The following is a 19,326-nucleotide window of genomic DNA, read 5'->3' as shown; positions in this document are numbered from 1 at the left end:
AAGCACGCCGCCAGCGTTCGTCCTGAGCCAGGATCAAACTCTCAATTTAAAAAGTTTAATCTTTACTCATATAAAAGAATTGCTGGTTTAAAAAATCTTAAAAGATTTTGTAAGTTTCTCTCTGTTTAATTTTCAAAGACCAATCCGTCATCTCTCGACAACGATATTTATTATATCACACTAAGTGATTTGTGTCAACAACTTTTTTCAAAAACTTTTAATTTAGTTTTGAAGAACTTGTTGTTTGCTGTCGTTCCTGACGACGCTTATTATAATAACATTGTATTTTAAAGTTAAAATTGCTATTTTACCTATTCAGATTAATTTATATTAATATATCTATTAATTACTACTATTTTATATATATTTCTTATATAGATACGCTAGGCAGAGTTTAAGTTGTTATTATTATAATAACCGGATTTTTATTGTAATATACTCTATAAATTAAATAAATTTTACATTTTAATATATGTATAAACTCTATAAAAGCCAACATAAATATTACTTAGGTTATATTAAAGTTATAAAAACTAAACTTGTGATTTAATCTTTTACCAAATTAATACTTATTATATGCTAATTCATTGATATAACATATATTTAACACTATACTTTTAAGTATAGTATTAATTTTTTTATTTTACTTAACAGAATAATTTAGGAGGATATTATGAATCATATTTCTTTTCTTATTAAACCAGCTTCATCTAGCTGTAACTTAAGATGTAAGTACTGCTTTTATTGTGATATTGCAGATAATAGATCTGTAGAAAACTATGGGATTATGGAAGATTCTTTAGCAGAAACTTTAATAAAACGCGCATTCGATGAAAATGCAAAGATGATAACTTTTGCTTTTCAAGGAGGTGAGCCAACTTTAGCAGGATTAGATTTCTTTAAAAAATTTGTTGCTATAACAAAAAAATATAATACCAACAATACTATAATAAACTTTTCACTACAGACCAATGGATTTTCTTTAAATAATAAGTGGGCTGAATTTTTTAAAGCTAACAATTTTTTAATAGGAATATCATTAGATGGTCCTAAAGATATTCATGATTCACTTAGGATAACTCAAAATAAAAAAGGCAGCTTTAATAAAGTTATGCATTCTATAAAGCTATTAAAATCATTCGATATTCCTTTCAATATTCTTTCTGTTTTGACTTCATTTAATTCTAAACATATAACTAAGGTATATAACTTTTTTAAAAAGGAAAAATTTACTCACCTACAATTTATCCCTTGTATTGAACCTTTTGAATATAATGAACATCTTTCAAAATATAGTTTGAAAAATGATGAGTATACCTACGCTCTAAATACTTTATTTAAATTATATAAAGAAGATTTTTTAAGCGGTAATTATACAAGCATAAGATTATTTGATAATTACATACAAATGTGCTTAGGATATCCCCCAGAAAATTGTGGACTATCTGGAGTATGTAGCTGTTATTTTGTAATAGAATCTAATGGAGATGTTTTTCCTTGCGATTTTTACGCTTTAGATAAATATAAATTAGGTAATATATCAGATAACTCCTTTAATAATATAAAAGAGATCTCTACAGCTAAAAACTTCATAAGAGAATCTACTTTAATAGATGAAAAATGCATAAAGTGTAAATATAGAAAATTGTGCAACGGCGGTTGCAAACGTTATCGCACTTTAATTACAGATTCTAATATACCAATGAATTACTATTGCAATGCTTATTATAACTTCTTCGATACAAATATAGATGGTCTTATGGAAATAGCAACTATATTAAAGTCTAGATATAACCTTAAAAACAGAAAAATTTAAGACTATTTCTTTACGGAGGTAATTAATTAATGTTAGTAGTTCCATCGAAAAATCAAATAATTTATCAAAAAGATGAACTTATAGCTTTTATACATTTTGGAATAAATACATTTACAGATAAGGAATGGGGAGATGGCAAAGAAAATCCTAAGATATTTAATCCAAAAGACTTAGATGTAAATCAATGGATTTATACATTATATATATCAGGTTTTAAAAAAGTAATAATAACAACTAAACACCATGATGGATTTTGTTTATGGCCAAGTAGTTTTACAAATCACAGTATAAAAAATTCTCCTTACAAAAATGGTAAAGGAAATATTGTTAAGGAGGTTTACGATGCTTGCTGTAAATACGGCTTGAAATTTGGCATATATTTATCCTTATGGGATCAAAACTCTATTTATTATGGTAAAGGTGAAGCTTATAACAAATACTATATAAACCAACTTAAAGAATTATTAAATAATTATCCTTCTATATTAGAGATATGGATGGACGGTGCTAAAGATTCTAAAATAAATCAAGATTATGATTTTGATAGATACTTTAAAGTTATAAAAAAATTACAACCAAATTGTATTATTTTTAGTCCTGTAGGTCCTGATATAAGATGGATAGGAAACGAAAGGGGATATGCTGGTGAACCTTTTTGGTCCACCATTGATATCTCTAAAATGAAAATAAAAGAAATTCCTAAATATTTAAATACCGGAGACCCTAAAGGTACTAATTGGGTAGTAGGTGAAGCTGATGTTTCAATTCGCCCTGGTTGGTTTTATCATGAATCTGAAAACTCAAAAGTAAAAACTCTAAATGAATTAAAGGATATTTATTTTAATTCTGTAGGTAGAAACGCTGTTCTCTTATTAAATGTATGTCCTAATAAAGAAGGAAAGTTATATAAAGTGGATATAAACAATCTAAAATCATTTAGCAATTGGATAAATAGAACTTTTTCTAATAATTTATTAAAAGGATCTAGTATTAAATCAAAGGAATTAGATCAAAATCACTCTAATTTAATTAATAGTAATTATGATGATTATTGTTCTTGTACAACTAAAACTCCAACTATAGAAATAAGTTTTGAAAAAGAATTAAAGTTTAATATAATTCAGATACAAGAATATATTCCATTAGGTCAAAGAATATTTAATTTTAAAATATATTGCTTTATAGAAAATAATTGGCAAGAAGTTTATAAAGGTCAAACAATAGGATATAAAAGATTAATTTTAATAGATACAGTAAAAGCATCAAAGATTAAAATAGAAATTTTAGATTCTATAGAAAAACCTATATTAAACAATGTATCAATTTATTTTGATAAAAATTCAAAGTAATTTCTTGGTTTAAATTTCCCTTCAATGGACTATATATTTTCCCTTATATATTAATTAACCAAAACATTTGTTACTTAACAATTAATATATATGTAATTTAATTAATTAAAATCTTCATAAAAAATGGAGAGTAAACTCTCCATTTTTTATTTAATCTTATTTTTTTATATTTTTAATAGTAATTTGTTTATATTAACTTTAATATATGGCAATATTTAATTATTTACTATAAAATGTTATTTAATTAGTATTTAACATAATAATTACTATTTTAATGATATTTTTATCTCTTTATTTATTCCAAAGGAACTTGTTATTTTAATCTTTGCTGTATTATCTTTAAAAGTTCCTAAAGTTTTAATCCAAAATCCTATTGATCCACCTATAAGAGAAATACATTTAGGTCCTATAACATCTATATCACCTTCAGTTTCAACGTTTATACATCCAGTGCTAAATGGTAGTACGTTTCCAACTTGATCTACTACTTTCACAACAACTCTTGTAGCATCAAATTCCGTTCCATTTAATTTCCTATCATCTAATTGAACATCTAAGTCACATACAATAGGATTTTCACAGAACTTTTTACTTACAATAGGTTTTTCATCTAAGTATCCTATAAATTCTGCTTCAGACCACTTACTTCCCCAATCTCCATTAAGCAAATCAATTTTTATTGGAGGATATTTTAATCCTTTTAACTTTTCATCTATATTTTCTTCTGTTCTAGAAAAACGACCTATATTATTATCTCCTAATATAACCTCTACTTCATCACAATTTGTGCAAACATATATAGGAAATACTATGCCTTTATCTCTTTCCCCTCTTGACCACCATGTTAAAGGTTCTATTACAGGCTCAACTTTAGGATCCTTTTGGCTTTTATAAATATGCGCAGCATATTTAGGTATTCTAAACATATCCATAACACCGTGATAACATATCCTATCCCCAGATCCAAAATCATAGTGAGTATTATAATCAAATGCACACCATCCTATTGCCCCCATATACTCATCATGTTCTTTGGCATAACTTTGAACTCTTCCATGTCTTAAAGCATGTTCTATTAATCTTTCTTCTTGATCAAATTTTTTAGTAGGGAATATGTGACCACAAAATTCTGTAACTAAATATGGTACTGGCTTTTCTAATCCTGTAACTTCCTCCCTAGTTCTTAAGATTATATCTCCACCATCATGAATAAAATCATTAACTGTATATATATCTTCAAGAAGATTACTGTTTTCTATATATCTTACACCACAGGTTTTTCTATTTTTATCTATAATTCTAGCTAATTTATTAGTAGCTGAGTATAATTCATCATCATCCATAGACTCATTAATTCTAACTCCCCAAGTAACTATAGATGGATGATTATAATCTCTCATTATCATTCCCTCTACATCATTTAAGACTTGAATTCTCCACTGCTTATCTTCACTTATATTTTGCCAACCTGGAATCTCTTCTAATACTAAAAGACCAATTTCATCACATCTTTGAAGAAAATATGGTGATTGTGGATAGTGAGATGTTCTTACTAAATTAACAGCTAAATCATCTTTTAAAATATCTGCATCCTTAATTTGTACTCTTTTAGGCATAGCATAACCTACATACGGAAATGATTGATGCCTATTTAATCCTGTGATTTTTACTTTTCTACCATTTAAATAAAGTCCAGTATCATCTATTTTTAAATCCCTGAATCCTACTGTTATATTATTACAATCCCTTATATCTTCATTTAAAATAAGCTTCATATTACAGTTATATAAACTAGGAGAATTAATATCCCAAAGATCTATATTTTCTAAGTTTATAGGATTTAACTCGTACCACTTTTTACCCTTAAGTACATCAACTTCTTGTTTAAAAGTTCTTTCATTAATACAAAATTCTATGCAATATCTTTTTTCATCACTATTATTATTTATTAAAACCCTTGGTGTTATTTTTATCTTTCCCTTAAGATTATCAAATTCTAAAACTTCATAATCATAAAGAATATTTTCTATAAAACATTGGTCTAACTCATATAAATAAACATCTCTATATATTCCACCAAATGTCAAATAATCAATAACATAACCAAAAGGTGGTATATCTTCTCTCTCTCTAGAATCTACTTCCAATAATAAAGTATTTTTTTTATTTCTTATAGTAAAATTAGTTATCTCTATAAAATGTGGAATATATCCCCCTCTATATTCTCCAACTAATTTATCATTTACAAATAACTTAAAAGCAGTCATAACCCCTTCAAAATTTAAAAATATACGTTTATCACTATCATTTATAAATAATTCTTTTTTGTAATAAGAAGTAAACTGATATATTTTTTCATCAAAATAATTATAGGGAACCTCTTTATTTGTATGAGGAATCATTACTCTCTTAAATTCAGCTTGCTCACTGTCTTTAAAAAGCCAGTTCTTATTAATTAAAGTTTTGTTATTAGATATCATTTATTTTTCTCCTACCCTTGCTTAAATTTCACAATGGTATTACCTAAATTCCCTTGGATGTCTTCTTTTTAATTCTTTAACCGCAAATCCTCTCCCAGTATCTTCTAATCTTTTGCAATAATCTTTCAGATATCCTTTTGCATGTAAAGGTCCACCTTCTTTTATAACTGTCCATAAAGGATCTACGTCATAATCCATAGAAGCCATCATATCATCATGCCAATTCATTAAATAATATGCTCCCTCCTTACATAGATTCTTATTATTCTCTGCAATATTAAATTGTTCATGAGGATCTTCTTTAATATTAAACAACATCTCTTTAGGAAATAAGTGGTAGCCATCATGATATGTTCTCATATATAAATAATCGCCAAATCTAACTGAACGTTGACATACATGAGCACATTGAGAAAGTATTAATGCTTCACGGCCATTCTTTTCTCCAGTTAAAATTGTATTAGCATAACTTTCTCCATCCCATGATGATTTTCCTTCTTTATTAAATAATTGTGCCAAAGTTGGAGCTAAGTCTAAATTATAATGTAGCCCATTATCATAATGATTTTTCTTTCCATTAGGCCACTTTATAATCATAGGTATTCTACATATTGAATAATCTGCAACTGAGTGTTCTCCATATATACCAAACTCTCCCATAGCCTCTCCATGGTCTGAGGTTATAATTATGGCAACCTCATCATATATACCTAATTTTTTTAACTCATTTATAATTTTACCTACATGTATATCTGCATATTTTATTCCACAATCATATCCGTCAAAGCAATCTCTTGTATCTTCATATGTTTTAAGTTCAGTTTTATATCTTGGATATTGAGGATATGAATGATTGTCAAATAGATTTATTTCTTGTGGTCCATGTGGTCCAACTTTATTTTTTCTATGCTCTTCAAATATTTCTTCTGTAACCCAATCTGAAATCTTATCATCTTTAAAAGGATTACCAAAACCTTCTGGAGCTCTATAAGGAGTATGTGGATCCCAATAATTTACATGAAGAAACCAATCTTCTCTTTCTTTATTGTGATTTAACCATCTTAATGCATAAGGGGTTACCTCTTCTGCAGATTCGTGACCAGATTTTCCAGTATTAAATATTTCATTAAAACCTGCATTAAACCACCAAGCACTATGTCTTTCTGCAAAAGGGCTTACTGTTGCTGTATACAACCCTTGCTGCCTCAAAAAGGCTGGTAAACTTTCACAAGCCATACTATCTCTGAATCCCCTATTTTCTCCTATTAATCTTAAATCAGCTGTTGTACCACCATGATTTACAATTCCAGTATGGATTCCAAATTTTCCACTCATCAAAGCGGATCTTGATGGCAAGCAAGGAGCATCTGAACAGTAGTAATTATTAAATATCACAGATTCTTTTGCTACTTCATCTATATTAGGCGAAGTATTTCTATAATACCCATAGCAACCTAAATGATCTGCCCTTAAAGTATCAATATCAATCATTAAAATTTTCATAAAAACACCCCTTTATTTTATTATTTATATAAATAATTATTTTATCTTTTAACCCCTTATAGCTCTTATTATAGTTTTTTATTCAAAATATTTTTGAATAAATGAATATATAAAGTACTAATAACAAAGAAATTATTATTACTCCTTTCTTAAGCATATCTGCAAGTTTTTTCTGTTCAAAGTATATATAACTGCTAATAAACCTAATTCTAAAACTATATTATTTATAAAATCAAAAGTTTTATAACCAAGACTTTATCTTATAAAATACTTACTAAGCAATTATTTTTCCCTTTTACCATAAACCATTTTTGATCTCATTTATATAACTTTCTCTATGTTTTGTTTTTAATAAAAGATCTTATACCTTTGAACAATTTTAATTTGACCTCTTTAATGCACTATCTTTTATTCTATAAATGATTTTTTATTTTAAACAGTAATATCTTTTTAAGGAAAGTTTTATTTTGTATTTTTTACTTAGCATAAATTGATATATAAAATCACTAAATTTATTTAGTTATCCTTTTATTCTTTTATACCATGTATACGTTTTAATTAAAATAAACATTAATTTTGTGCAACTTTTTATTGATAAGTTCACTCAAAAAATAAAAGACTGTATCAAAGTTTAAATTACATATAATATACTATGTTTATAACCAAAACACCAATATATATTATAATTTTATCAAACTATTATGATACAGTCCCATTTATTATTTAACATATTACATCTCTGTATTTATTCTATAAAAAATTATATGATCACTCCATTGCCCATTTATATAAAGATACTCTTCATTGATTCCTAATTCTTTAAATCCACAGTTTTTTAGAACCCTTTGTGATTTTTCATTATTTATCAAAGTAGAAGCTTCTATCCTATGAAGTCCCATTTCTTTAAAAGCATAATCCAAAACTAGATTAACAGCTTCCCTCATAAAACCTTTTCCTTGATAATTTTCATCTATTGAATATCCTAGAAACGCATTCCTTAAGACTCCAAAAACTATGTTTGACAGCTTTATCTTACCTATTAGTTTATTATCTTTAAAAATTCCAAAGTCTAAACTAGTTCCGTCTATAAATTGTTTATACCCTTCTAACAATATTTCCTTTTGACCTTCTAAAGTATAAAAACTTTTATCTCTAGCTGGCTCAAACGGCTCCAAATATTCTTTATTTCTTAAATAATAGTCTAATAAATCACAACTATATTCTGGAGTTAAATTTTTTAATATTATATTAGAGCCTTTTAACTGAACTTGTACAATATTGCTGTGTATATTATATTCATTGACAGTTATCCCAAAAGCTATCTCCGACTTATGTACTCCATTTTCAAATACATTGTCTGTTAAAATTCCTTCTAATATAAATCCCTTACTTAAAAACACTCCTATATTGGTATCCTCTGCAGTTATTATATTCAATTTATATATATCTTTATCTTTAAATATCCCATTTAACATTAATTCTATTACTTCTGAAAATAATAAATAATTATCAGTCCTATAAAATTTTAATCTTATAGTAGAATTTTTATTCTTATTATCTTTTTCAATAACTGCAAATCTTCCAATCGTGATACCCATATTATCTTTAATAACATATTCTGAAATAGTACCTTTAACTAATTCTATTATCACTTTATTTTTTTGGGGCATAAAGTCATCTCCTGATTAATTATTTTTCTTCACTAAAACATCCTTGGTTTTTATATATATATATACCATAGCCAAAGCAGAAATTACACCACTTATTGGTAATAGATAGAATGCTACTGAAGTTCCTACTAATTCATTAAGATTTCCTATTATACGGTTAAGTATCATTGCTATAAAGGAAGAAGCTGTAATTACTATTCCTGTAATATATGCACTGTTTTTATTAAATACTTTACTTATAGTTAATACTGTTGTTGGGAATATTATTGAATAGAATAATCCAGCTAATGATACTAATGCCATACCACTAGAGCCTATTGTAATTCCTATTATAAATAATATAGAACCCACTAAAACAGAAGTTATTAATACATTAAAGTATCCTAACTTTTCTACTACTATTCCACCAAATAATCTACCTATAGAGAATATTCCAAAGAATAATGATAAATAGAAAGAACTTCTTTGATAGTCAAAACCATAAGAAACTTGCATATAGTTTACAAACCAGTTTCCTGTTCCTTGCTCTGCAAATGCATAAAATCCTAATGCAATCATATAAAATAATATTAGTTTATTGCTCATTAATTTAATAAATGGAATCTTTTGCTCTTCCTCTGCTTTTTCAACACGTGGCATTTTTACAAATAAGAACACTACTAGAACAACTACATATACAATGGCTAATCCAAAGTACATAGTTCTCCAGTTTATACCATCTGCAGTTAAAACTCCAAATAATCTTTGTCCTATTGTAGAACCTAATCCATAACAGAAGTGAGTTACATTCATTATTATAGTTTGAGCAGTTAAAACTATTACAGGTATTATAGTATTACTTGCAATTGCTATAGTTGCTACCCCTGCGCTGCTTATACCTATTCCCACTAATAACATATTATAGCTATCAGCTCTTGATAATATTAATAAAGAACATATTATAGTTACCAATCCAATAATAAAGACTTTCTTTTGTCCTATTTTTTGGCATAATGTTCCTCCAATAAAAGTGGCAAACATGTACATCAATGATGTCAATATAATCATATTTCCTATTTGTGCATCGTTTACTCCAAACTCCGCTTTAAATCCAGGTATAAATATCCCTTTTGTATTTTCCGTAATGGCAATAAGCACCATCATTATAAATATAAAGGTCAATGCTACCCAATTGTTTTTTCCTTTCTTTTCCATAACTTTTGATCCTCCTAGTCAATTTTAAATAAAAAACCTCTCTAATTCCTTCATTTATGACTAAAATTAAGTAAGTTATGTTAAGCTGTCATGAAAAACAAAGTAAATTATATCATAAAAATTTAATTTATTATATAATAAAATTTTTATTTATTTTACATATAAATTCTTTTAAAATTTTATTATATAATTTTTTTAATATAAACATGTTGATAATTTTTTATTTTAATTAATTTTTTCTTCTATTTAATATACAATATATAATGAATAATTTAAAGTTAATATGATGTATAATTAATATATTTCATAAATTGAAAGGAAATGATTTCTTATGAATAAACAAAATATAAATAAGATTAAGTTATTTCTTATGGGTCTTGAAAATAGATTTAAAGAAAACTCATCAATATTTAAAAATATTTATGTAACTTACAGTGCTGGACTTAAAGAATTTAAGGGAACTGGAATTTTTTACGATGGAAAAATTAAATATAATTTTAATGGCAAAACAGAATTGCTTGATATAAATTCTTTGTTTAATAACATTACAAAAGAATGTGATAATTATGACTCTATCATAATTTTATATAAAGAAAGAGGAACAGATATATTAATAACTGGTGATAATAAAAATGTAAAAATGACTAATACAGAAACAAATGATAACTTATCTTTTAACGAAAATGAAGATGACCACAATATAAGGGAAACCTCTACTCTTTTAAATAGAGACTATTACATAAAGGTTGGAAAAGCTGATTCATTATTAAAAGAAATATGCATAATGTCTAAAGATGGTAAAATAAAAAATGATAAAATAAGAAAATATAATCAAATAGATCACTATGTAGAACTTTTAGAGGGAGTTTTAGATTCTCTTCCTAAAAATGAAGAAATTACTCTTTTAGATTGTGGTTGTGGAAAATCTTATCTTAGCTTTGTTCTTAATTATTATTTAACTGAAGTAAAAAGAAGAAAGTGTCATTTTATAGGATTAGATATTTCAGAAGGAGTTATAGAAAGCTCAAAAAAAATGGCTAGTAATTTAGGTTATAGAAATATGGAATTCCACGCTATAGATATCAAAAACTATAAACCTTCAAGAAAAATAAATGTAGCGCTTTCTCTTCATGCTTGTGACACAGCCACAGATATGGCAATAGCATTAGGTATAAAATTAAAATCAGATTGTATAATAGCTGTTCCTTGTTGCCATAGGGAGCTATTAAATCAATATAGCTATGAGCCATTTAAAAGCATATTAAAACATGGAATATTAAAAGCAAGAATCGCTGATGCATTAACTGATGGAATGAGAAGTATGATGCTTGAAGCTAAGGGTTATAATGTTTCTGTTGTAGAATATATATCTCCTCTAGAAACTCCAAAAAACTTAATGATAAGAGCTTTAAGAACAGGAAAAGAAAATGACAAAGTAATGGATGAATATATAAATCTTATGGCAAGTTTAAATATTTATCCAGCTTTATATAAGTTCCTTAATGAAAATTGGATGATTTAAAATTAAATTTATATAAGTTTTAGGTAAATTATATAAATACTAAAAATATCTCTTAATATATTAAAGTAAATAAATAGTTTTAAATAATTATTTGAATAAAAATTCTATAAAAATGAGGCTGTCACATTAAAAATAAATACTACAATATATTAATTTTAAATTTGCAAATTAATATATTGTATATAACTCTCTTAATAAAGCAACCTCATTTTATTTTATATAATAATTTAATATATATTTTAATAAATTATTTTTTATACTCTCTAAAAACTAAATTAATTCTTAAATTTAATTTAAAGTACCTCTTCTACTAAATCTTTAACCACTTGAGAAGCTATAATCATTCCCGCCACTGGAGGTACAAAAGCTATACTAGCAGGTACTTGCCTTTTAGTAGTAAATTTTCTTAGAACCTGTTCTTCTGTTTCTCCTTCTTTTGCAAATTCTTGAAGCTTAGGTTTCATAGGTAATTCATCAGAATAAACTACTTTTAATTTTTTAATTCCCCTTTTTTTCAGTTCATATCTCATAACTTTAGCAAGAGGACATACGCTAGTTTTAAAAACATCAACTACTTTAAATCTTGATGGATCCATTTTATTACCAGTTCCCATAGAACTTATTATTGATATATTATTTTTATAACAATATTCGGCCAATGCTAACTTGGAAGATATTGTATCTATAGCATCAACAACATAATCAACATCATCTGTAATAATATCCTTTATATTTTCTTCTGTTACAAAAGTTTCAAGAGCCGTAACATTACAATTAGGATTTATTGAGAGTATTCTCTCCTTCATAACTTCTACCTTAGATTTACCTATAGTATATACAGTAGCTATTATTTGTCTATTTAGATTAGTTATATCTACAGTATCATTATCTACTATTACTAAGTTTCCAACTCCAGCTCTACATAATGATTCCACTGTAAATCCTCCTACTCCTCCTATTCCAAACACTATAACTTTACTATTTTTTAATATATCTACACCAGACTTTCCTATAACTAATTGAGTTCTTGTATACATATTCTTTTCCATATGATTTCTCTCCTTTTTAGAAGACTAAAACTTTTAATAATTATATTATTTAAAGTTTTAAAAATTATAATACTAAAATATTGACTTTATTATATCAAATTAATAGTATTTAACAATAAATTATTAACTCTGTTTATTTTACATAGCCTTTTAGTTATAATTAATTATATATAAATTTAATTATACGGAGGATTAATAATGAAATTAGGTATTATCGGCGCTATGAGCGAAGAACTTGAAATATTATTAAAAGATATGAATCTTAAAAATAAAAAAACTAAAGCTAATATGACTTTTCATGAAGGAACCTTATGGGGTAAAGATGTTGTTGCTGTAGTATGTGGTATAGGTAAAGTTAATGCTGCTATATGCACACAAATATTAATTAGTGAATATAAAGTAGATACTGTAATCAATGTAGGTGTTGCTGGTGGTATTGGTAAAGATATATATCCTGGAGATGTAGTTATTGCAGATTCTTTAGTTCAATACGATATGGATACAACAGCTTTTGGTGATCCTCATGGACAAATTCCAAGATTAGATACTTTTGATTTTAAATGTAATGAAAAACTTGTTAACTTAGCAAAAGAAGCATGTAAAGAAAGTAGTAATATTAAAAGCTTTGTAGGAAGAATAGTTACAGGAGATCAATTTGTTGCTAACTTAGAAAAAATTCAATGGTTATCAAAAGAATTTAACGGTTTAGCTTGTGAAATGGAAGGTGGAAGTATAGCTCACGTTTGCTATTTAAATAATATTCCTTTCGTTGTAATACGTTCTATATCAGATAATGCTAATAATGGAGCTCATATGGATTTTGCAGAATTTACTCCAATTGGTGTTAAAAATTCAACTACTATATTAAAAGCTATGATTGAAAAAATTAACTAAAATAAAAAGAGTTAGTTTTAGGGTAAAAATTCCTAATACTAACTCTTTTTTATGAAAATATAACTGTTAAAACAATTCCTACTAATCCTAGTAAAAATAATATAAATCCTGAATATAACAAAGGTTTTTTATCATCTAAAGAATCTAATAAATTTTTAGCACCTTCCTCATTCTTAGAACTTTCTATTACTTTTTTTGTTTTCCATTGTTCAGAAAAATCCATAACACTTGCAATAAGTATCATACCTATTATAACTATTATTGAAAAAATGGCTAAAAGCTTTATATTCATAGAAACTTCCTCCTAAAATAGTAATATTTATTATACCATAAACTAAATCACTATCTTAAATCAATTAATAGTTATATTATATTCTCTTAAATTCTAGATGGCCATATTCTATCTAAAATCTTCTATCTTTTTATAAGAAAATGGTTTGTAAGCTCTTGGTAAACATTTAATAAGTATAGCTACCATAACGCAACTTAAAGTTTTATCCATTAAATTATTTATAAGTTTAGGTATAAAAGAAGATACAAAAATATTTTGTCCACTTTCTTTTAACCATAAAAATACAAAATCAAGTCCTGTTCCTGTAAGTCCACCGTACACCCAAACCCCTATAGGTGTTCCTATTAATGGGCAAACAACTCCTAATATAATACCCGTTATTATAGCAACCTTTACATTAAACTTATATTTTTTAGCTATAAGTCCAACTATAAGTCCAATGGCTACATTAACTAATAAAAATGGTATATCTTTAGGATTACTTATAATACCTGTAATTAAATTACTTAAAGCCCCTACTGCCATTCCATATAAAGGTCCAAAATAAACAGCTACTAAAACAGTCCCTAAGGCATCAATATATAATGGTAACCTTAAACTACTACATAGAATTCCAAGTACTATGTTTAAAGCGATGGCTATTGATGAAAAGGTCAGCATCCTTAATTTATTATTTCCCATTATCTTATACCCCTCTCATTTTACCTCTATTTAATTATATTTTATATTATTGATATACTAAACTCTAATTGATTATAAAAATATTAATACTCATATCTATCATCAATATCTATTAGACTTAAAGTATAATTTATATTAAAATTTGTACTGGATAGAGGATTTGAAGAGGTGTTTTATGGATACTAGAAAAAAAAATTTAATAATAATTTCTCACTGTATAATAAATCAAAATTCTGTAGTTTTTCCTCTAGCTAGAGCTAAGGGAGCATTTCCTTTTATTAAAACTCTCATAGATAAAGGATATGGTATAATTCAGTTGCCTTGTCCAGAGTTTAAACTTTTAGGTTTATCAAGAAAACCTATGAGTAAAGAAGATTATTGCTTTGAGGAATATAGAAATTTATGCAAAAATTTATTTATACCTGTACTTAATGATATAAAAGAGTATATAAAGCACGGCTATAATATAAAAGCATTAATAGGAATAAAAGATAGTCCTACTTGTAGCCTAACAGGCAATAGAGGGATTTTTATGGAAGAGATATTAAATCTATTAAAACAAGAAAATATCAATATAAATACCTTTCAAGTATCTACAGAATACACTTATAAAAGTGATTTTCCAAAAGAGCTAACCCACTTATTATAAAAAATAATAAGTTAAATAATCTATTTTATACCTGTTAATTAAAAAGAGTCTAGGTTTTCCTAGACTCTTTTTAATTATAAACTTAAATTTTATAAATCTATTATTTTTAATTAGTTGTGAATATATTTTCCATATCATTATATAAATTTTTACTGCATTGCCCTGCTATATAATAATAACAGTTATAACAGCTTTCATTAGTAAATCCTATTCTCATAAAATGCTGTGGTACTTTTGCAGAATATTCTTCACAATTTTGACCGATTAAACTCTTCAATTGATTATCTGTCATAGTATCACCTCTATATAAATTTAAGTTTATTATTAGTTTATATAAATTTTTATATACTATGTACAGTTTTTATATATTTATATAAATAATAATAAAGCACTATTTATTTTACTGTTTAAACAAAATAAATAGTGCTTTATTAAAATATAAAATCAATTTATATTTAATCTCTATATAAATCCCAAAAGTTTTCTCTTTCATTATTAGTATTTTCAAATATAAGTACTGATTCTGTTTCCCTACAATATTTAACACAAATACATTGTGATAAATTTCTAGGACATAATCTACATAGGCAATCTGATGCCTTACCATCACAATTATTATTTTTAAAATCTGGACACCATTTACAATTTACTCCTGTTCCAACAGCCATAATATTTCTCCTTTTAAAATATATTATTATTAATAAAAATTATATCACATAAAAAATTTTATTCTAAAATATGCTATAAAAAAAGACGGGAAAGCTTTCCCATCTTTTTTTATATAAGCATATCTTTTTTTATAAAATTTATATGTGCTATTAAATAACATATAACTATTGTAGCTATCATTGTTATTACTCCGATACTTATATTTATATTAATATTATTATAATATAGTACCAAATTAGATTTTAATAACGCCACACTATCTCCATAAGTAATAAAGAAATATTGAGCATACTGTTTTAATTTACCAACTATATTTATAATTGCAGTAAAGAATATAATAAATGAAATTGAAGCTGCCATTGTTATCATACTACTTTTAAATAATGTAGATATCATAAATACAAATACACAACAAGTTATTATAAATAGTATCTGTAATAATAAAGCCTTTAAAACAAACTCATTTACTCCTATCATAGAACCTGAATTAGCAACTTCCATTAGAGGATGAGTTCCATCTACTATTTTACTAAGATCGAATTGATATTTTGTGCCATAATTCATTAAATAAGTAGAAGGCATAAATCCTTTAGTAAGACCTACTCCTAAGAAAAATACTAATTCTACTCCTAATATCATTGATAGGGAAACTAAAATTACAGATATAAGTTTTGAAAATAATATCTTTCCTCTTGAAATAGGCTGTGTTAATAAGAATTTAAATGTAGCTGGAGTACATTCTCCAGAAACTATATCACTCATAAATAAAGAAATCCCAATAATTAATATTCCAGAACCTAAAAAGCCTATAAAGCTTAATATATAATTTTGTCCATTAACTTCCCAAGGTTCTATTGGTTTAATATTATTCTCTAATTGATACTTTAAATTCTCTACATGCTTTTTTTGCTTAGCTTTGTATCTTTCTGGAATATTATCATTTTTTATTTCTTCTTCAAGATTTTTTATTTCTAATTTAGTTTCTTCTTTCCAATCGCTTTTATTTCCTGATTTAATCTTTTCTTCTAATTCCTTTATTCTATTTTCACATTCTAATTTATTATCTTTTAAAGATTCTAAATGTAATTCAGCTTTTTTTACGGTCTGTTTATCATCATTATTAGATTTAATTTCATTCTCTGCATTTTGTATATCTTTATTTATCCAGTCTAATTGATCCTTTTCCATAGATATTTTATATTCTGGACTATTATATTTAATCATATTTTTTTCAGATATTATAGAGGTTGCTAAAACAGCTATAGCAGTTAAAATAAATAAAATAAAAACTATCCATGTTTTTCCCCTTTTTAATATCTTTATAGTTTCATTTTTTATTAATGATAATAACATTTTACCTAACCCCTCCCTCTACTAGTTCCATATACATTTGCTCTAATCCTATATTTTTCTTATATACTTCATTAACTTCAACATTATTTTTTACAAGAAATTCTACAATTAGAGGGGTTTTATTTTTTTCTATAGTTAAAAGAAGATTTTTATCACTCCTTTTAATATTTTTTACTAGTTCTAATTCTTTTAATAAACGTTCAGATTTCTCCATATCATTTGTATTTAATGATATAACTTCTGTGCTTTCATCATCACTTTCACCTATATGTTCCACAGCTTTAATCACTCCATGATTTACAAAAGCTACCTTATTACATAAATTTTGAACTTCACTTAATATATGTGATGAAATAAATACTGCTGTTCCCTCTTTTTTAGCAAATCTTTTTACTATTTCTCTAAAATCTAATATTCCAGATGGGTCTAATCCGTTAGTAGGTTCATCTAAAATTAAAAGTTTAGGCTTAGATAATAATGCCGCTCCTATTCCTAATCTTTGTTTCATACCAAGAGAATATTTCTTTACTTTATCGTTTATTCTATCTTTTAGTCCTACTAATTCTATGACTTCATCTACTCTCTCTTTAGATATATTTCTAATCCTTGCAATCTGCATTAGATTTTCTCTACCTGATAAATATCCGTAAAGTTCTGGATTTTCAACTACTGCACCTAAATTTTTTAAAGCTTTTTCTCTTTCCTTTGAAAGATCATTACCCATTATTTTTATTTCACCCTTATCTGTTGAAATAAGACCAACAATCATTCTTATGGTAGTTGTTTTTCCTGCACCATTAGGGCCTAAGAAACCAAATATTTCTCCTTCTTCAACAGAAAAGGATATATCTTTTATAATTTGTCTTTTGCCTAATTTTTTGCTTATATTTTTTACTTCCAAAACATTCATATACAATTATCCCCCTTCTTCTTATAGAATAATTGTACATGTTGTTACTTAATTATATATTATAAAAATCTTAAGATTTTCTTAGTTTTTATATTATTATACTTTAAAATATTATTCTCCTAAGAAAATTACTTTAGCTTTTTCCTTCTTCTCAAAATTAAGTTTATTATTTCTTTTCTTCTCTACATATTTAAATATATAATAGTATACAATTATTAGTCCAATATATAGAAAATCAAATAAAAGTTTAATCCCCTCAAATCCTATACTTACGAATATAAAAGTTATTATAAATGTTAAGACTATAGTAGATATATAACTTAAAATCATAGAAATTAAAATAAAATAAAATATTTTTGATTCTTTAAAATAATATTCATTTATAATTTTTTTGCTATTTAATTTTTTTAATAGATTATAAGCTAAAATAATAAATATAAAACTTAAAATTAGAAAAGATATAGTAGCTAAAATTCTTTTAGGAAGAATTAAAAATTCTAATCTAAAATCATATAAAAATGCATTAACTATATTTCCTACAAATAATTTATTAGCTAATTCTCCTAAATACTTTAGTGGAAATAACTTTGTACTTGTTAATATAGTTGTAAAGGAAAATATTATTAACGGTATTTCTAATATAAAAAGAGGTACTAATATTGCTTTGTATCTATCTTTAATAAATGAATTAACTAAAAATATTGAAGCTACAGATAGTGAGGAAAAACTTAATTGTATAAATACAAAAGAAAGTAAATTTTTATAGGAGGGAAAACCCCCATAATAATTAGATTTAAAAAATATTATTGAAAACTTTATTATAAAAAATAATAAAACCCCAAATAAAATACTTAAAATTATAATAAAGAAATTTGTAATAAAATACTTTGTCCTTTCTTTTATCTCTCCTATAAAATTCTTGTCCTTATTTTTTAATATAATAAAAGTCATTATTCCACATGCAAAATAAAGTATTAACACAGTTATCCAGTTAAAAGAAAAGAACTGTTTAATTATAAAATTATTATTGTGATTTTTTATATCTAACAAATAACTTTCCTTTAGCATAAGATGTGTATTACTTCCAATAAAAAATATAAAAAATATTATTGTGCTATTAATTAGAATCAAAAACCTACTATCCTTTATTCTCCTTATATCTATAAACTTCAAAAACTTATTAAACATTATTCACTCTCCCTTTTATATATTTAATAAATTATATTTATTTAAAATATAATTTATTAAAAAATATAAAAAAATTAATGCTATAAATTATTTAAAATTTATAGCAT

General features: G+C 25.4%; 17 protein-coding genes. 5 read left to right on the top strand and 12 right to left on the bottom strand.

Going from position 1 to position 19,326, the window contains the following annotated elements; genetic code table 11:
• Positions 1-673: 673 nt before the first annotated feature.
• Together BUA70_RS06980 and BUA70_RS06975 are read left to right on the top strand one after the other, a co-directional pair.
• The gene (locus BUA70_RS06980; RefSeq protein ID WP_072895404.1) at positions 674-1,816 is read left to right on the top strand and encodes an anaerobic sulfatase maturase; all 1,143 of its coding nucleotides are present in this window, start codon (positions 674-676) and stop codon (positions 1,814-1,816) included.
• Positions 1,817-1,845: 29 nt separating this feature from the next.
• On the top strand, positions 1,846-3,165 hold the full coding sequence (locus tag BUA70_RS06975; RefSeq protein WP_072895401.1) for an alpha-L-fucosidase: 1,320 nt from the start codon (positions 1,846-1,848) through the stop codon (positions 3,163-3,165).
• 266 nt (positions 3,166-3,431) lie between these two features.
• Here the strand turns inward: BUA70_RS06975 and BUA70_RS06970 are convergent, their stop codons facing one another.
• The 4 genes from BUA70_RS06970 to BUA70_RS06955 all read right to left on the bottom strand — a co-directional run bounded on the left by BUA70_RS06970 (position 3,432) and on the right by BUA70_RS06955 (position 10,012).
• Positions 3,432-5,645: a glycoside hydrolase family 2 protein gene (locus tag BUA70_RS06970; RefSeq protein WP_072895397.1), complete on the bottom strand. Its 2,214-nt coding sequence runs from the start codon at positions 5,643-5,645 to the stop codon at positions 3,432-3,434.
• 39 nt (positions 5,646-5,684) lie between these two features.
• Positions 5,685-7,148 carry a sulfatase family protein gene (locus BUA70_RS06965; RefSeq protein WP_072895392.1) on the bottom strand — a complete coding sequence of 488 codons (1,464 nt, stop codon included), beginning with the start codon at positions 7,146-7,148 and terminating at the stop codon, positions 5,685-5,687.
• A gap of 731 nt (positions 7,149-7,879) precedes the next feature.
• The gene (locus BUA70_RS06960) at positions 7,880-8,818 is read right to left on the bottom strand and encodes a GNAT family N-acetyltransferase (RefSeq protein ID WP_072895388.1); all 939 of its coding nucleotides are present in this window, start codon (positions 8,816-8,818) and stop codon (positions 7,880-7,882) included.
• Between the two features lie 15 nt (positions 8,819-8,833).
• The gene (locus tag BUA70_RS06955; protein ID WP_072895385.1) at positions 8,834-10,012 is read right to left on the bottom strand and encodes an MFS transporter; all 1,179 of its coding nucleotides are present in this window, start codon (positions 10,010-10,012) and stop codon (positions 8,834-8,836) included.
• Positions 10,013-10,343: 331 nt separating this feature from the next.
• Here BUA70_RS06955 and BUA70_RS06950 point away from each other — a divergent pair, with 331 nt between their 5' ends.
• Positions 10,344-11,534: a class I SAM-dependent methyltransferase gene (locus tag BUA70_RS06950; protein WP_072895381.1), complete on the top strand. Its 1,191-nt coding sequence runs from the start codon at positions 10,344-10,346 to the stop codon at positions 11,532-11,534.
• A 293-nt stretch (positions 11,535-11,827) separates the two neighbouring features.
• Here BUA70_RS06950 and BUA70_RS06945 read toward each other — a convergent pair whose 3' ends face one another.
• Positions 11,828-12,583, bottom strand: a complete 756-nt coding sequence (locus tag BUA70_RS06945) for a tRNA threonylcarbamoyladenosine dehydratase (protein ID WP_072895378.1) — start codon at positions 12,581-12,583, stop codon at positions 11,828-11,830.
• Positions 12,584-12,781: 198 nt separating this feature from the next.
• On the opposite strand from BUA70_RS06945, the gene BUA70_RS06940 reads away from it, so the two are divergent.
• Positions 12,782-13,477 carry a 5'-methylthioadenosine/adenosylhomocysteine nucleosidase gene (locus BUA70_RS06940; RefSeq protein WP_072895375.1) on the top strand — a complete coding sequence of 232 codons (696 nt, stop codon included), beginning with the start codon at positions 12,782-12,784 and terminating at the stop codon, positions 13,475-13,477.
• Between the two features lie 49 nt (positions 13,478-13,526).
• On the opposite strand, the gene BUA70_RS06935 is transcribed toward BUA70_RS06940, so the two are convergent.
• Positions 13,527-13,769: a hypothetical protein gene (locus BUA70_RS06935; RefSeq protein WP_072895372.1), complete on the bottom strand. Its 243-nt coding sequence runs from the start codon at positions 13,767-13,769 to the stop codon at positions 13,527-13,529.
• 108 nt (positions 13,770-13,877) lie between these two features.
• On the bottom strand, positions 13,878-14,450 hold the full coding sequence (locus BUA70_RS06930; RefSeq protein ID WP_072895368.1) for a CD3073 family putative ECF transporter S component: 573 nt from the start codon (positions 14,448-14,450) through the stop codon (positions 13,878-13,880).
• Positions 14,451-14,625: 175 nt separating this feature from the next.
• Between BUA70_RS06930 and BUA70_RS06925 the strand changes: the two genes are divergently transcribed.
• Positions 14,626-15,099 (top strand): CD3072 family TudS-related putative desulfidase, encoded by a 474-nt coding sequence (locus tag BUA70_RS06925; protein ID WP_072895365.1) that lies wholly within the window; start codon positions 14,626-14,628, stop codon positions 15,097-15,099.
• A gap of 106 nt (positions 15,100-15,205) precedes the next feature.
• On the opposite strand, the gene BUA70_RS06920 is transcribed toward BUA70_RS06925, so the two are convergent.
• The 5 genes from BUA70_RS06920 to BUA70_RS06900 all read right to left on the bottom strand — a co-directional run bounded on the left by BUA70_RS06920 (position 15,206) and on the right by BUA70_RS06900 (position 19,219).
• Positions 15,206-15,391, bottom strand: a complete 186-nt coding sequence (locus BUA70_RS06920) for a hypothetical protein (RefSeq protein WP_072895361.1) — start codon at positions 15,389-15,391, stop codon at positions 15,206-15,208.
• A gap of 163 nt (positions 15,392-15,554) precedes the next feature.
• Positions 15,555-15,767: a hypothetical protein gene (locus BUA70_RS06915; RefSeq protein WP_072895358.1), complete on the bottom strand. Its 213-nt coding sequence runs from the start codon at positions 15,765-15,767 to the stop codon at positions 15,555-15,557.
• 109 nt (positions 15,768-15,876) lie between these two features.
• On the bottom strand, positions 15,877-17,121 hold the full coding sequence (locus BUA70_RS06910) for an ABC transporter permease (protein WP_072895354.1): 1,245 nt from the start codon (positions 17,119-17,121) through the stop codon (positions 15,877-15,879).
• Between the two features lies 1 nt (position 17,122).
• Positions 17,123-18,031, bottom strand: a complete 909-nt coding sequence (locus BUA70_RS06905; protein WP_072895350.1) for an ABC transporter ATP-binding protein — start codon at positions 18,029-18,031, stop codon at positions 17,123-17,125.
• A gap of 111 nt (positions 18,032-18,142) precedes the next feature.
• Positions 18,143-19,219, bottom strand: coding sequence for a hypothetical protein (locus tag BUA70_RS06900; protein ID WP_072895348.1), 1,077 nt, complete (start codon positions 19,217-19,219; stop codon positions 18,143-18,145).
• Positions 19,220-19,326: the final 107 nt, after the last annotated feature.

The organism is Clostridium fallax (assembly GCF_900129365.1).
Classification (GTDB): domain Bacteria; phylum Bacillota; class Clostridia; order Clostridiales; family Clostridiaceae; genus Clostridium_AH; species Clostridium_AH fallax.
This window is presented reverse-complemented; position numbering and strand designations above follow the sequence as displayed.

Coding starts and splice junctions, on each gene's coding strand:
- BUA70_RS06930 (WP_072895368.1), bottom strand. CDS start 14,450: ATGGGAAATAATAAATTAAGGATGCTGACCTTTTCATCAATAGCCATC.
- BUA70_RS06960 (WP_072895388.1), bottom strand. CDS start 8,818: ATGCCCCAAAAAAATAAAGTGATAATAGAATTAGTTAAAGGTACTATT.
- BUA70_RS06975 (WP_072895401.1), top strand. CDS start 1,846: ATGTTAGTAGTTCCATCGAAAAATCAAATAATTTATCAAAAAGATGAA.
- BUA70_RS06905 (WP_072895350.1), bottom strand. CDS start 18,031: ATGAATGTTTTGGAAGTAAAAAATATAAGCAAAAAATTAGGCAAAAGA.
- BUA70_RS06920 (WP_072895361.1), bottom strand. CDS start 15,391: ATGACAGATAATCAATTGAAGAGTTTAATCGGTCAAAATTGTGAAGAA.
- BUA70_RS06970 (WP_072895397.1), bottom strand. CDS start 5,645: ATGATATCTAATAACAAAACTTTAATTAATAAGAACTGGCTTTTTAAA.
- BUA70_RS06935 (WP_072895372.1), bottom strand. CDS start 13,769: ATGAATATAAAGCTTTTAGCCATTTTTTCAATAATAGTTATAATAGGT.
- BUA70_RS06945 (WP_072895378.1), bottom strand. CDS start 12,583: ATGGAAAAGAATATGTATACAAGAACTCAATTAGTTATAGGAAAGTCT.
- BUA70_RS06965 (WP_072895392.1), bottom strand. CDS start 7,148: ATGAAAATTTTAATGATTGATATTGATACTTTAAGGGCAGATCATTTA.
- BUA70_RS06900 (WP_072895348.1), bottom strand. CDS start 19,219: ATGTTTAATAAGTTTTTGAAGTTTATAGATATAAGGAGAATAAAGGAT.
- BUA70_RS06915 (WP_072895358.1), bottom strand. CDS start 15,767: ATGGCTGTTGGAACAGGAGTAAATTGTAAATGGTGTCCAGATTTTAAA.
- BUA70_RS06950 (WP_072895381.1), top strand. CDS start 10,344: ATGAATAAACAAAATATAAATAAGATTAAGTTATTTCTTATGGGTCTT.
- BUA70_RS06910 (WP_072895354.1), bottom strand. CDS start 17,121: ATGTTATTATCATTAATAAAAAATGAAACTATAAAGATATTAAAAAGG.
- BUA70_RS06980 (WP_072895404.1), top strand. CDS start 674: ATGAATCATATTTCTTTTCTTATTAAACCAGCTTCATCTAGCTGTAAC.
- BUA70_RS06940 (WP_072895375.1), top strand. CDS start 12,782: ATGAAATTAGGTATTATCGGCGCTATGAGCGAAGAACTTGAAATATTA.
- BUA70_RS06925 (WP_072895365.1), top strand. CDS start 14,626: ATGGATACTAGAAAAAAAAATTTAATAATAATTTCTCACTGTATAATA.
- BUA70_RS06955 (WP_072895385.1), bottom strand. CDS start 10,012: ATGGAAAAGAAAGGAAAAAACAATTGGGTAGCATTGACCTTTATATTT.